10 protein-coding genes and 1 pseudogene are annotated in these 13,178 nt (G+C 44.3%); 3 read left to right on the forward strand and 8 right to left on the reverse strand.

All coding sequences use genetic code 11. The features are described 5' to 3' along the window. Positions 1-275: 275 nt before the first annotated feature. The 5 genes and pseudogenes from F6K37_RS18390 to F6K37_RS18410 form a co-directional block, all read right to left on the reverse strand. Positions 276-815: a universal stress protein gene (locus F6K37_RS18390; protein WP_008186964.1), complete on the reverse strand. Its 540-nt coding sequence runs from the start codon at positions 813-815 to the stop codon at positions 276-278. 403 nt (positions 816-1,218) lie between these two features. Next, positions 1,219-1,722 carry an S-layer family protein gene (locus F6K37_RS18395; protein ID WP_008186961.1) on the reverse strand — a complete coding sequence of 168 codons (504 nt, stop codon included), beginning with the start codon at positions 1,720-1,722 and terminating at the stop codon, positions 1,219-1,221. Between the two features lie 15 nt (positions 1,723-1,737). Beyond that, a complete protein-coding gene (locus tag F6K37_RS18400) occupies positions 1,738-3,942 on the reverse strand; it encodes a pre-peptidase C-terminal domain-containing protein (protein WP_008186960.1) in 2,205 nt (734 codons plus the stop codon). A 470-nt stretch (positions 3,943-4,412) separates the two neighbouring features. Then, a complete protein-coding gene (locus tag F6K37_RS18405) occupies positions 4,413-4,982 on the reverse strand; it encodes a two-partner secretion domain-containing protein (RefSeq protein ID WP_008186958.1) in 570 nt (189 codons plus the stop codon). 71 nt (positions 4,983-5,053) lie between these two features. After that, positions 5,054-5,446 (reverse strand): annotated as a pseudogene (locus F6K37_RS18410) (two-partner secretion domain-containing protein); the annotation flags it as partial. Between the two features lie 509 nt (positions 5,447-5,955). On the opposite strand from F6K37_RS18410, the gene F6K37_RS18415 reads away from it, so the two are divergent. Then, positions 5,956-6,264, forward strand: a complete 309-nt coding sequence (locus tag F6K37_RS18415) for a DUF3288 family protein (protein ID WP_008186955.1) — start codon at positions 5,956-5,958, stop codon at positions 6,262-6,264. Between the two features lie 233 nt (positions 6,265-6,497). Here F6K37_RS18415 and F6K37_RS18420 read toward each other — a convergent pair whose 3' ends face one another. The 3 genes from F6K37_RS18420 to F6K37_RS18430 are packed head-to-tail and all read right to left on the reverse strand — an operon-like array spanning position 6,498 to position 10,539. After that, the gene (locus F6K37_RS18420) at positions 6,498-7,895 is read right to left on the reverse strand and encodes an MlaD family protein (RefSeq protein WP_008186953.1); all 1,398 of its coding nucleotides are present in this window, start codon (positions 7,893-7,895) and stop codon (positions 6,498-6,500) included. Positions 7,896-7,940: 45 nt separating this feature from the next. Next, a complete protein-coding gene (gene bioD, locus F6K37_RS18425; RefSeq protein WP_287251507.1) occupies positions 7,941-8,612 on the reverse strand; it encodes a dethiobiotin synthase in 672 nt (223 codons plus the stop codon). Positions 8,613-8,619: 7 nt separating this feature from the next. After that, positions 8,620-10,539, reverse strand: a complete 1,920-nt coding sequence (locus F6K37_RS18430) for a serine/threonine-protein kinase (protein WP_008186949.1) — start codon at positions 10,537-10,539, stop codon at positions 8,620-8,622. An 896-nt stretch (positions 10,540-11,435) separates the two neighbouring features. On the opposite strand from F6K37_RS18430, the gene F6K37_RS18435 reads away from it, so the two are divergent. Both F6K37_RS18435 and F6K37_RS18440 read left to right on the forward strand, forming a co-directional pair. Further along, a complete protein-coding gene (locus F6K37_RS18435) occupies positions 11,436-12,428 on the forward strand; it encodes a ribose-phosphate pyrophosphokinase (protein WP_008186946.1) in 993 nt (330 codons plus the stop codon). 516 nt (positions 12,429-12,944) lie between these two features. Beyond that, positions 12,945-13,178: class I SAM-dependent methyltransferase (locus tag F6K37_RS18440; RefSeq protein ID WP_287251508.1), on the forward strand; the 234-nt coding region annotated here is incomplete at its 3' end.

Raw genomic sequence — 13,178 nt, forward strand, 5'->3', positions numbered from 1 at the left:
TACAAGCAAACTAACATCAACAAGCCACAGTTGTTGCGAAATTCCCGGCAAAATAACTCCCACAACTTACACAAAACTGGACTCCAAAACCTATAACTAGTAGGGTGCGTTATTAACGCACCCTACTAGTAGAGTTATTGCCTAAGTCCTGTTCTCAAAAAGAGACTAGACCACTGGTGATAGTAAGAATGATTAGTGATTAATCAGTCTATTTGAGCCATCTATGTAAAAAATGCATAATCCCTAAAGCCTTAGAATGTCAAGGGTGTCTATGTCTACTTTGTATCTCTAGTTACTGGAGTGGCTGTAGTGCTTAACTCAATGCTTGGGGTTGCTACCCCTTGAACTACCAACACTGAGCAAGGAGCATGGTGAACAACATAGTTACTCACACTACCCAGCACCATTTCTTTTAAACCCCCAAGCCCTCGACGACCTAGAACAATTAAATCCGCACCCCACTTTTGGGCTAGATCACAAATTCCTAGACCCGGATCTGCCAATTGACAAGATACTTCGGCAGCGATACCATCAGCATTTGCCTGTTGAGCATAACTCCTTAGCCACCCTTTGTTTTCCTCAAGGTGTTTTTGGAGATTTTCTTGCTGAACCTTTCGGATACTACCATACACGTCTACATCGGCTATGGTGCCAAGACCTACGTAAGGAGTCATCATTTCCTGAGGTTCCCAGTTAAGGCAGTGTACTAGCATCAGAGTACTCTGTTCCTTTTCGGCTAGGTCTAAAGCCTGTTCAAACACTGCTTCTGCTTGGGATGAGCGGTCCATTGCTACCAGAATCTTTTTGTAAGCCATGATTAGTTTTTCCTCGTCTCTTCAAATTATTCAAATGGGGGCTCGAAGACATGGAATTTAAGTACTTCCAGAAAATAAATTAAGGGTTGCCCTTGTCTGGTAAAGATAGGGAAGATGGGTAAGATACTGAGGTTCGCTGGAAGCTATAATCCCTGACCTTGAAGACGTTGAGTGAATAATTTATTGTAGTCAGTGGTTTAGTCAGTGCTGTAGTCAGATGCTACTCAATGTGATAGGGTTCTATAATTTAATTATAGAAAAACTACTGACAGATATTATACTGGTTAACTATTTGTAACACTTATTGTATTGGTCTAGAAATAGCAATGAGATGATAATTATTAGGGTGAATGATTAAGGAACCCTAAAACTAGAGAAAAGTAGAGTTATTGCCCCATTTCTGTTACCTTACGCAATAATAAGGTTCAAACCAGGAAATGAACGGACTCGACTGAGGTGAATCAGGCACTAACTCTACCACTCCGTCCTTATTAAGAATCCATCGATTAGCTTCAATAATTCTAGACCGACGTGAGTTAACTGCATTGGGCTTAGCAGCATGATCAGGATTTTTCCGGCGGCGAGTTCTGTGGCGAGGTAATGGCCGTAAATCCATCCACAGGGTTTCACCCACAAGAGGTTTAGTGGGGTCTGTGGGTAAGCCACCCCGCCCAAATTGGGTAAATTGATTGCCGAGATCGGTACCGCAACCAGTGGCAACTAGCAGTTTGGGATTAACAAAATTTTCCGGTAGCTGGAATAATGCAGCGCTAGGGTCGGGGTCAGGTGCATTAATTTCCACAGTACCGCTAAAGGAAGCTCCCAGTTGGGAAGAAGCGGTAATATCACTATCTGGGGTTTTTTGTTCTCGAAATTCAGTGCCAAAAATGCCTAAGGCATTAGACATCTCCAAAAATTAACCTCAAACCCTTGCACTGCCTGGGTCAAAACCGAGTTTCTGGAGATGTCTATTGATAATCACTCGTCCGCCAAAGCTATCTTCAGCATTGGCCGTGATATCGCTATTTTCTAGGGCAACTAGCAAGTCAGTATCAATAGTAATATTACCGCCAGTGGCAGCATTTTCGGCATTGGTACTGATATTACTGCGATCGCGCATTAGGATTAGCTGGGAATCCAGGATAATATTGCCCTGCTCCCCAGCACTGACTTCAGCAGAAAGGCTCCCTAATTGATCTAATACAATCGACTCAGCGGTAATGTCGAGATTACCAGCCTTGGCCCGAATGGTAATAGTGCCAGCATCCCCAGCTCCACGGGTAGAAGAGGAAAATCTTGCTTGATCACTGACAAGCAAATGCTGAGTTTCAATGGTTAAATTGCCCCCATCCCCGGAGCCCTGTGTAGATGTATAAAAGCCGCTGGCAAATAGAAGACGATCAGGTGAGCTACCAATGGCTTCGACTAAGTTAGCTCTAACTATTACACTGTCCCCATCCCCATTACCCCGATTAATGGAGCGAATTTGAGCGCCATCACGCAACTGCAAAACTGGAGTGTCAACAACCACCCTCCCAAGCTGGCCAGTTGCTTCAAGTGTGGCGTTGCTATCGATGCGCCCACGCTCTTCAACGGTACTTGAAAGCATCATAGATTCGTTTGCAGTCATGGTAATCTGACCAGCATTACCGGAGCTCAAGGTCTCGGTAATTACAATACCCCCGTTCAGCTGGAATTTTTTGGTATCAATCACGAGGTTGCCCCCATTTCCCTTACCCCGGACAATGCTTGAGATTAAGCTTGATCCATTCACTTCCAGCAATGAGCCGACATTGAAGGTAATATTGCCACCAGCACCAGCATCAAAGGTATCGGTGGAGATTCTACCACCATTGTTCAGTATCAATTTGTCAGTATTAATCGTTAAGCTGCCACCATCCCCTGTGCCGATCGATTCTGAAAATAAGCCGCTCCTGGCTTCCACATTAGGATTAAAGTTAGCTGGATTGAAACGGTCTTCCGGTAACGAGACTCCCTCTGTGCCAAGGTTTTCTAGAGACACTTGCAGGGTGTAAGTGTCCCCCACTTCTGGTGTTGCGCCCTCGATCAATTCATTATTACTAACATCAGAGGGGAAGGCACCGACTCCGATTAAGTAAACCCCTGGCTCAGTAATAGTGGTATCAATTAAGGAGTCTGTGGTGAAACTGCCAAAGACTTGTAAACTTCCACCGGCACCATCAGCGGTCAAAGAATCCTCATTGACCTCTAATAATTCTCCTGTGCCTTGATTAAACAGGAAAATCTTGGTATCTACGTTGCCGTCTCCCCCTGTAAAGCCATTGTCGATGTCGAAAATAGCTCGACTGTGAAGAGTGGTGATGCTGAAGGAGAAGTAATCGATTTGATTTTCTGCTGCACCCAATACGGTGGTGCCATTAATAATCTGTTCTGGAGTCCGTTCAATGGAAACATAGGGAATTCCTCCAGGTCCAGATTCCGCCACGTTGGGATTGGGTTCAGTAATAAACTCCAGAGCATTTAGGTCAAAGGTTTCTAATTCCAACAAAGGATTAGGGAGAAAATCCCGACTTTCCCCAGAGATAGTGACACTTTCGCTAGCCTTAATCGTGATATCCCCAGCATTACCTAGGTTGGTGGTAGCGGTGATAATCTGTCCACCAGTGTCAAGGACTAAGTTATTGAGATGGAGTGCGATCGCACCGCCATTACTACTACTATTGGTAACTGTACCGATAAATCCCCGATTCGCTAGATTCAGTGACCCTTGGGAATTATTAATGGTAATGTTGCCTCCCGGGCCACTAGTGTCAACAGCGGAACGAGTTAGAATCCCGCTAAATAAACCATCTTCAGTAAAACCGGAGATCTCAATGGCACCATTGGCATTAATCTCAATATCTCCTGATGCCCCATTGCTATTGGTAATGGTTTGAATTCTTGAGCCACCAGTGATGGTAAGGGCGCTAGTGGTTAGCTCTATGAAACCGCCATTGCCAATCGCTCCAGTTTCTACATCATTAGCAATCAAACTCCTGTCACTGAGATTGGTATTGCCTTTGGCGTTAATAGTTATATTGCCAGCTACTGCATCTGGTATCGATTCTCCTGAGGTCAATCCAGCTTGTAACTCACTGGCTGACATGTCGAAGTTAGCACCATTGATGGCAATATTTCCGCCATTGACATTAGTTACCGAAAATTTTGGGTTTAAAGCCCCGTCCTTCGTTCGACGGCTTTCAATGAAAGTTTGTAAGAGATGTGCTATAATGAAAGCATAAACAATAAACTTTAAAAGTAGAGAGATACTATCTAATCATAAGTAGGCAACGTAAAAAATATGTAGAGCGTACATATTGCTCCATTGGGTCTAACGACTTGAACGTCTAGGAAAAAATTAGATCAAAAAAAGTATCTATCTATATAAAAAAAAGGTACGGTGGGGTGGGAAGTTACCTTAGAAGAGTGGAGCCTTTATGGTTAGTCGGCTATGGGTAAAAGAGGTGCGACCCGTGGCGAATTTAATTCGCCGACGGAAAGCGCACCTTTGGTTAAAACTTTATGATTAAGGCTCCACTCTTCTAAGGTTTCGTCTCCGGCACACCGAAACCTAGGTCAAAGACCAACTACGCTTGGGGAGAGGAGACCTCTATTTTTCCTGGCTCCGGCAAGGGATAACAAGTCACCTCGTTGAAACAAGAATCCCCGTCCTTCCAGGGCGGGGAGTGTCAAATCTACTAAGCTACTGTTAGTCAAGGAAATATCAGCTGGTTGGACTCCATCGGGAAAACTTACGGATGTTGCGCCATTGAGCGTAACGGTTCCTCGACTGGATAATCCTCCTAATTCTACCCGTCCCCCTGGCACTTGAAGGGTGGCACCATTGAGGTTAACTTCACCCCCAAGTAAGGCCATGGTTTGCCCAGTCTCGATCGTTAAGGTAGCTCCTGTCACGTTTACTGAACCAGGATTGCTACCATATTGCAAACCGATGGGAATATTGATGGTTAACAATGGTGGGGCCTGTGGATTACTAGCGCTAAAATTGAAACCATTGTCAAATACCGCACTATCAGCAGTGCTAGCAACAAAGGAGCCTGCTACATCTAAGAGGATATCTGAAAAGTTTTTTGATACTGAATTTTGCCCCCCTAGCCCCCCAACTTTGGGGGGAACAAGAGTCAATTTGCTTCTAAAAGTCCCCCAAAATTGGGGGATTTAGGGGGCTTGGATGTAGCAAATGAGACTTCTCAGACAACCTCTAAGCGAGCATTAGATCCAAATGCAATACCATTGGGATTAAGCAAGAATAAATTAGCGCTACCGTTTACTCCCAAGGTGCCCAGAATTTGAGAGAGGGTGCTACCGGTGACACGAGTCAATATATTAGTAATGCCATCGGGATTAGCAAAATACACTCGTTGACCATTACCAACATTAAATTCGATCAAACTGTGGAATAAGTTACTATCTCGTATTGCTCCCCCTTCGATTAAATCCGCTGCGGCACCACGGATAGTCTGATTGGGAGTAACTTGAGAATTTTCATCCCCCAAGGTACTATCTGGGGTAATTTGAGCGAGGGTGGGTGAGGCGAGTAATAAACATAGACTACTAACTTCGAGCAATCCCAGTAAGCCCAATTGCATTAGTGAAATGGTTTCTCTGGGTCGGCTTGGTATGAGGGGATTGGTGCTGTCGTCGGAGCTAGATAAGGGATTAGCTTTGTGGGCAAAGGGGATGCGATCGCGTTCCATGGATAGGCCTGGCCGATTAGTCTCAGTCTTAGATTTCCCGGCACTGTTGGTCAGAGTAACATCTGTTTATAGTGCTACGCGCAAGTCAGAAGTCACAAGTCACAAGTCAGGTATGACTAAGTTTCGGAGTTTAGGAATGTCAAACACCTTAATGCGTAGTGCTATTTTTTCAAAAAACAACCAAGTATATCTAATGTTTAAAAAAACTATAACTTATTATCTTTAAGCATTAGATATACTATTTTTAAGTAATTGTAAATAGTGCAAAATATCAGTATTACCTGTCCCCTATCTCCCCACACTCTTACCCCGATTCCCGATTCCCGATTCCCGATTCCCGATTCCCTGTTACCTGTTACCTGTTCCCTTTGGTATAAGTAGTGATTGATGTTCAAGCAAGCATGGAAGCCTTGACTGAGATGGTAGGAAATCAAGACCAGCAACATCCTCAGGAAAAACGCGATCGCGAAATAGTTAACCGTCTTTTACAACAACAACCCAATGAATACAACTTGGCGGAATTAGCCCGACTGCGGATTCGCTATGACAGCTTTCCCGGTGCTAGGGCCATTCAAAGAGACTTGGATTTATTGCTTCAGCGATGGCAACTGACAGAACAACAGCTTTTTGAGAAAACCCTTCAGATTCATCAAGCCGGTCTCGCGTATAGACGAGACAACAGTTGTGGGAGCCAGGATGACTGGACTTAAGACTTCTTTGCTGAAGTCGGGAATAGGGAGTAGGGAGTAGGGAGTAGGGAGTAGGGAGTGGGAAAAAATCATGTTGGTTTTTCAGTACCTTTTATGATAAATTTCCAGTTAAAAAACTCAGAAAGCTTACTGTAAAAACAAAATTAGGCTCTTCAACTAACAAAATTTACTGAATACGGCCTCTTACCACTGTTCCCTGCTCCCTGCTCCCTGCTCCCTTTACTAGATTAATTTCATTTAACCGATTTCCTAGGGGCTGGGGGTAAAAGCTTAAAGATCTGTTTTTCTTGATTCGGTTTAAGGTTCTGATCAGCGGGAGCTATTGGATCTATCTTAGGTAGATCGATCTTAGGGGGGGACTTAGGGATGGGAGGAGTTTTAGCCAGCTCATTAGACGAAGCTGTATCTATAGCAGTATTGAGAGCTTCCAGTTGTTGAGATATCAGAGCCTGCTGTTGCAGCTGCTCGGTAGAAGACACTAAGCCGCTGAGTCCATTAACTAAATCCTTGACATTGCGGCGAAACGCTGGATCCCCAGTCAGATCATCTAGGTCAGCGGTAATCTTTTGGGCATTTTCAAAGGTAACTCGTGCTGAGTCGAGGGTTTGTTGCAATACCAGTAAATTAGTGGGACTGTTGAGAGTATTGGAAACATTACGTAAGTTAGCAGATGCTTGGGCAGCATTAGCTGATAGGTTTTCTAAGTTCCGCAGCATTTGTGATACATCCGTTTGATAAACCGCTGAGTTAACCCGATTCGCGGTAACGGTTAAGTTGCTGGTCAGTATACGCAGATCTTCACTGGCCTGAGAGATGCTATCCAAGGTGGTGACCAAATTTCCCCGATTGCTGACCAATAGTTGATTGGCAGAGGTGATCAACTGATTGAGTTCCCTTGCCGTTTGGCTGTATTGCTCGGAGGTACTAGAAATGCTACTGGTTGCCAACCCGATTAGACTAGATGTTTGATTGGCCGCACTGGTCACAGCATTCGTTGCGTTGGACAAGCCTGCTACCTCTTGCCGCACGATGCGGGACAACTGGGTCATCTCTTTGCTAAGTTCTGAAACGTCTCTAGCTGCATTGGAGGCATTTTCCGCAAGGCTATTGATTTTGTCAAAAAAGGCTGGATCACCGAAGAGTTCAGCAATGCGATTTCCGTTCCGTAGAAGGTCAGCAAAGGTGGAACCCACATCACCATTAATCTGATCTTCTTCACAAATAACTAGGGCAGAATTACATTGTGCTCCGAAGGGTGTAAGACTTTGAGCAGTTGCAGGTAATTGTCCTAGGGGCATGATATCCACATTGGTAGCACCAATTAAACCCGATTGATTAGCTTCAACCTGGACTTTGCGGGGGATTAACAATCCAGGGTCATCAATTTCAACGGTGACATTGACCCCATTAGTACCGGGTTCAATCTTAGTGATTCTCCCAACTTGGACACCGCGATAGCTGACCGATGCCCCCACTTGCATCCCAGCAGCGTTCCCAAAATTGACAATGAATTTATAGCTCTTTCGACCTAAGCTAATGCCACTAATCCATACAACAAGTCCACCGAAAACAGCAAGTCCTGCTACTATTAATAAGCCAACGGAGCCTTCTCGAATCGTCCGCGATCGCATAGTTTAACCTTTGTTACCCTTTCCCCTCACATTTACCATCATGCCTCACCAACCACTGACATCCAAATTTGAACCGACTTGAGCAAGTTTCGAGTAGTCCATTGGGTCAGATAGATGAGGTAAAATCCCCAAAACCTTAACATTGGTTAGAGTCTCGATTAAGCTAATCGGAGCCAACTGAGTTATTTCTTCGGAGGTACGAGGTTGGACGCAATTGAGGACAATCCCTGTGAGGTCAACTCGTGATGAGCGTGCCAGGGCAACATTAGCAACCACTTGTGCGATCGCTCCTAATTCTACCGGCGCAACCAATACCGTTGGCAATCGCCAATCCCTTGCCAAATCTGCCACAATCAGTTCATGAGTCACCGGTGAACCTAGTCCTCCCAAAGCTTCCACCAAGACCACATCCCGCTGACTGCGCAGAGTATTAAAGCTTTGCCATACCTTTTCGAGGTCAACCTGTCGTCCTTCTAGATCTGCAGCAACTGGTGGTGCTGCAGGGGTTTTAAACTCCACGGGTGTGATTTCCTCCAGGGTTTGAGCCAAGTCAAATAGTTGCTGGTAAATTTCGCGATCGCCAATTCCGGTTTGAATCGGCTTGAATATCCCCAGACTCTCTTGAGGACGGTAAGTCTGCCAATAAGCAGCGATCACAGAAGTCAAAACCGTTTTGCCGATGCCTGTATTGGTGCCAGTAATTAGTAATACGTTCAAGATTGACTCACTTTAAGTCTGAAAGGCTAATATCTAAAGCAAACTTTCTTTCCTGTTTAGCAATTACATCTACTATATACTCACCAGAACTAGGCAGCTGACCTTGCCACCTTTGCACCCCTGAAGCCTGTTCCACTAACTTCCCATTGGGATAGCGGATAGTTAAAGCCACATCACTTTCAATCACCTCTAGCTTCAATTGCTTACCCTGTTTAGCCTTCACCAAGTAGCGCTGAATCTTCTGGGGGCTAGTGCGACCCAGTAGCTGCAAACCCTTGCTTCCCTGCAATAAATTGACCCTTTCTATGTTATAATCAGCAGTTGGTTTAGGTTTAGGTTTCGGCTTCGGTGCTTCTGTTAACCTTAATCCTAGCTGATAATCGCTATTCGGTAGACCCTTAACTGGACTTAGTTGAATCGTGTAGTTGCCAGTGAAAGGAAATTTCCCTTCCCATTGCCGTACCCGTTTAGCTCGATTGTCCACTGGTTTTCCGTCCGGGCCAAGCACTGTCATCAAGACCCCTTCGTCACTGAGATATGTCTTCAGGGTTTGGTATTGTTTACCCTGGATAATGTAGTTAATAGTGTGATTAGCCTTTAAATTCCTGGATTTTGAAAGGGTTTTACCAGCAGAAAGCTCTAGACGCTGACTGTAGATTTGAGGTTTACTCGGGGTTGGACTAGCGCTAGGGGTTGGACTAGCGCTAGGGCTCGGAGTGGGAGTCGGACTAGGACTAGGACTAGGACTCACTGACACCTTAGGACTTGGAGATTTGCCAGTGTCCTGCTGATTAAAATTGCTCACCCACACCCAAGAGCCTATTCCTGCCAGCACTGCTAGTCCTGTAGCTATCCCAAGCAGCGGCCAAGGACTATTCCAGATAGAGCGACCCGTGGCTTGAGACATCACCGGTTCACTCGGTTCTCCACCTCTAGCCTCCCTGGGTGTTCCACCTTGAGCTGATGCCACTGTCGTGCCGGGTATTGGCTTGGGTTTTGGAAGTTGGGGAGTTAACCCAGAAGCTTGAAAGGCATACAAGACTTCTCTAGCGGATTGGTAGCGATCGCTTGCTTGATAACTAAGCATCCGATTTAATATCTCAGCTAACTCATCGCTAACCCTAGCCCAGGGACGCCAGTTCCAAGTCAGATTAGTATTATCCACCAGTTCTTCTGGTTCTTTCCCAGTCAGTAGCACTATCGCAGTCACTGCTAGGGAATATAGGTCACTACTTGGATACACCTGACCGGTCTGAATTTGCTCCCTGGGAGCGTAACCGCTTTTGCCAATACTAGTTGTTGGTGTGGGAGTATCGGGCAATTGAAGACGAGTTGCCAGTTCCTGTACCACACCCAAATTAATCAACACCGGTATACTGTCCGTCTCCCGCATGATAATGTTATCCGGTATGATATCTCGGTGAATAATCCCTTGGCTGTGGATGTAGTCCAAAACTGGCAAAGATTGCTGCAATAGCTGACGCACTTCCGTTTCTGATACGACTCCCAACTTGGTCGGGCTAGCCATTGGGGGTGATTGGACTTCCCCATCGGGATTAGAAGATAGAGGTTCACTTTGATTCTGAAGGGCTTTCCGTTGTTCTAGTAGTTCACCATAGGTTTTTCCCTCTACGTAGTCTCGCACCAGAAACAGCCGTCCTTGCTCTTCAAAGGTAGCTCGGAACTGAGGAATTTGGGGGTGTTCAATTTTATACAGGATACCTGCTTCTTGTTGAAACAGTTGCCTTGACTTATCTAAATTATTAGTTTCTGTCTGAGGGGGAATAAATTCTTTGAGGGCACAAGGTTCATTGAAACGCCCTTGATCCTCTACCAGGTAAGTCCGATTGAATTCTCCTTGGTCAAGGACACGGAGCAGATGGTAGCGATTTTGCAGAATAGTTCCAGAGGCAATCGGTGGTTCCATCGGTGGTAGATCAGTTGTTACGGACAATGAGGCAGGAGGAGTATTCTTGAAGTTTAGACTTATTTCGGTTGCTTTGGAACTCCACCGATGGATTCCAACTGTTCCTTTGAGTAACAGTTGATAAGCATATAAATCAGCGCTTACCCAAGACTGGACTCCAAACCCGCTTATGGTGTAGAGTCAGAAGCTATACCCTACAAGTATAGTTATTGCGTAAGTCCTGTAGGGAATTTGGAATAGGAAATAGGGAATAGGGAAAAAATCCTGTGTAGTTAATCAATATCACAACTGCTAAGCACCTAAACAAAATTAATTACCTACTCTGGATCTCTGTAACCCTTACATTGCATGGCTTTGATTTTCGGTAAATGTGCAATTAATTTTGTGCACCTGCTTATATAGGTTTTTCTGGTTTATTATAACATCACGACATGTTCATTGCTATCTTATTTTCCTGTGGAATTATCTCAAATAACTACCTTAATTGAATAGATGTACAGTTGAACATCAAATTAGGGACAATAGTTTATTTTCGGATTTGACTAAGAAACTTAAAAAAAATTCTTGATTTATGACCTTAGTTTGATCACACTACACTATATAGCAATCCTAAATCATTTGTCAAATCACTGAAATTTTTAAAAACTCGATCCTTTTCCCTTACATTCTGCCATCTGCCTCCTGCCTCCTGCCTCCTGCCTTAAAGCAGCCCATTTCTTTCACGAATCAGATCGGATTGCAATATATTGTGTCTTGCGGAAAGTACTGTATGAGTTAAATGCTATAAAAATTAATAAAATATTAATCAAATTTAAATAAATAATTATAAAAATTATTATAAAAAGGATATTCTTAGAATGTTAAGATCGCGTTGAAATAAGCTTCGAGGGTTTGCTGTGAGCAGTTCAGTTACTTTAGAGCTTCAACCTATTCTGCCCCAGATAGCCGATAACAATCGTTTAAGACTATTTTCTGGTTCGGCAAATGTTTCCCTTTCTCAGGAAGTGGCACGCTATCTAGGCATCGACTTGGGACCGATGGTACGGAAACGATTTGCTGATGGGGAGCTCTATGTCCAAATTCAAGAATCCATCAGGGGGTGTGATGTTTACCTGATTCAACCGACTTGCTATCCGGTGAATGATTACCTGATGGAGTTACTCATTATGATCGATGCTTGCCGTCGAGCCTCAGCACGGCAAGTTACTGCTGTGATTCCTTACTATGGTTATGCTCGAGCAGACCGTAAAACGGCGGGGCGTGAGTCCATTACAGCGAAACTGGTGGCTAACCTGATTACTGAAGCTGGTGCTAATCGGATTTTGGCAATGGATTTGCACTCCGCTCAAATTCAAGGTTATTTCGATATCCCCTGCGACCATGTCTACGGTTTACCAGTATTACGACAATACCTGGCTTCTAAGGAACTAACCGATCTGGTAGTAGTTTCGCCGGACGTTGGTGGTGTGGCTAGAGCCAGAGCGTTTGCCAAAAAGCTATATGATGCCCCCCTTGCCATTATCGACAAGCGCAGGCAAGCTCACAATATCGCTCAAGTCATGAATGTGATTGGGGATGTGAAGGGTAAAACTGCGGTGTTGGTGGATGATATGATTGACACTGCTGGCACGATTTGTGAAGCGGCCAAAGTACTGCGTCAAGAGGGTGCTCGTCAAGTCTACGCTTGTGCAACCCATGCCGTGTTTTCGCCACCATCTGTAGAGCGCCTCTCTAGTGGGGTGTTTGAAGAAGTAATTGTTACCAATACTATTCCACTTCCGGAAGCGAAACAGTTTCCACAGTTGACAGTGCTTTCAGTGGCTAACTTATTGGGTGAAACCATCTGGCGTATTCATGAAGACTCTTCTGTCAGCAGTATGTTTCGTTGAAAATCCCCCCTGCTCCCGGGGGGATTTTAATTTTAAAAAGTTGTATTGAGTGTTGAGTGTTGACTAGATACAAGCAATGGTTAACAGTCAACCAATAACGCAACTGGGTATCAGCCAAGATTAAATTGGCCACTAAAAATTATTCGTTTGGATAGGAGGTGGAGAGAAACGGGAGATAGGGAGATAGCGGTGCTGAACGCGCACCGTGGGGTAATTTTTATTAATAAAAATGGGAACCGTGGCGAATTTAATTCTTAATGGATCAAGCGCACCTTAGGTATTTTTAACCTAAAAAAAACTCTCCCCAGCACCCCACCTCCCTTTTAACCCATTGACATACCTGCCCACTAAGGGGGTGATTATAAACGGTTTTCAGGTGTTATGAATTGAGATTCAAATCGTGAAAACCCCTTGAATAAAAGCTTTCAGGTTTATTTTTTGATTATGAGTTTTAAGGTTTATTTATCCCCACCTAAATGATAGTCTTATATAGAAATTAAAAGTGGCATGATTTTTATGGGAAAACAAGAATCTTCTGATTTGGTGTCTGTGGACAATAAATACACAGAACTCGCCAAGTATTATGACAACTTCATGACATCTGGCTATTATGACTATAAGGATTATGCCACATCATTGCAGAAAATTTTGGGTGAAAGAAGAAAAATTCTGGATATGGGGGTGGGAAGCGGCTTATTAACGGAGCAGATGTTGTTATTGGAGAATTATAATATTACAGGTATTGATTTC

The organism is Moorena sp. SIO4E2, from assembly GCF_010671945.1.
In the GTDB taxonomy this organism is placed as follows: Bacteria; Cyanobacteriota; Cyanobacteriia; order Cyanobacteriales; family Coleofasciculaceae; genus Moorena; species Moorena producens.

Excerpts from the sequence above, each read along its gene's own strand:
- F6K37_RS18415 (WP_008186955.1), top strand. The coding sequence starts at position 5,956 with ATGGAAGCCTTGACTGAGATGGTAGGAAATCAAGACCAGCAACATCCT.
- F6K37_RS18400 (WP_008186960.1), bottom strand. The coding sequence starts at position 3,942 with ATGTCAGCCAGTGAGTTACAAGCTGGATTGACCTCAGGAGAATCGATA.
- F6K37_RS18420 (WP_008186953.1), bottom strand. The coding sequence starts at position 7,895 with ATGCGATCGCGGACGATTCGAGAAGGCTCCGTTGGCTTATTAATAGTA.
- F6K37_RS18395 (WP_008186961.1), bottom strand. The coding sequence starts at position 1,722 with ATGTCTAATGCCTTAGGCATTTTTGGCACTGAATTTCGAGAACAAAAA.
- F6K37_RS18390 (WP_008186964.1), bottom strand. The coding sequence starts at position 815 with ATGGCTTACAAAAAGATTCTGGTAGCAATGGACCGCTCATCCCAAGCA.
- F6K37_RS18430 (WP_008186949.1), bottom strand. The coding sequence starts at position 10,539 with ATGGAACCACCGATTGCCTCTGGAACTATTCTGCAAAATCGCTACCAT.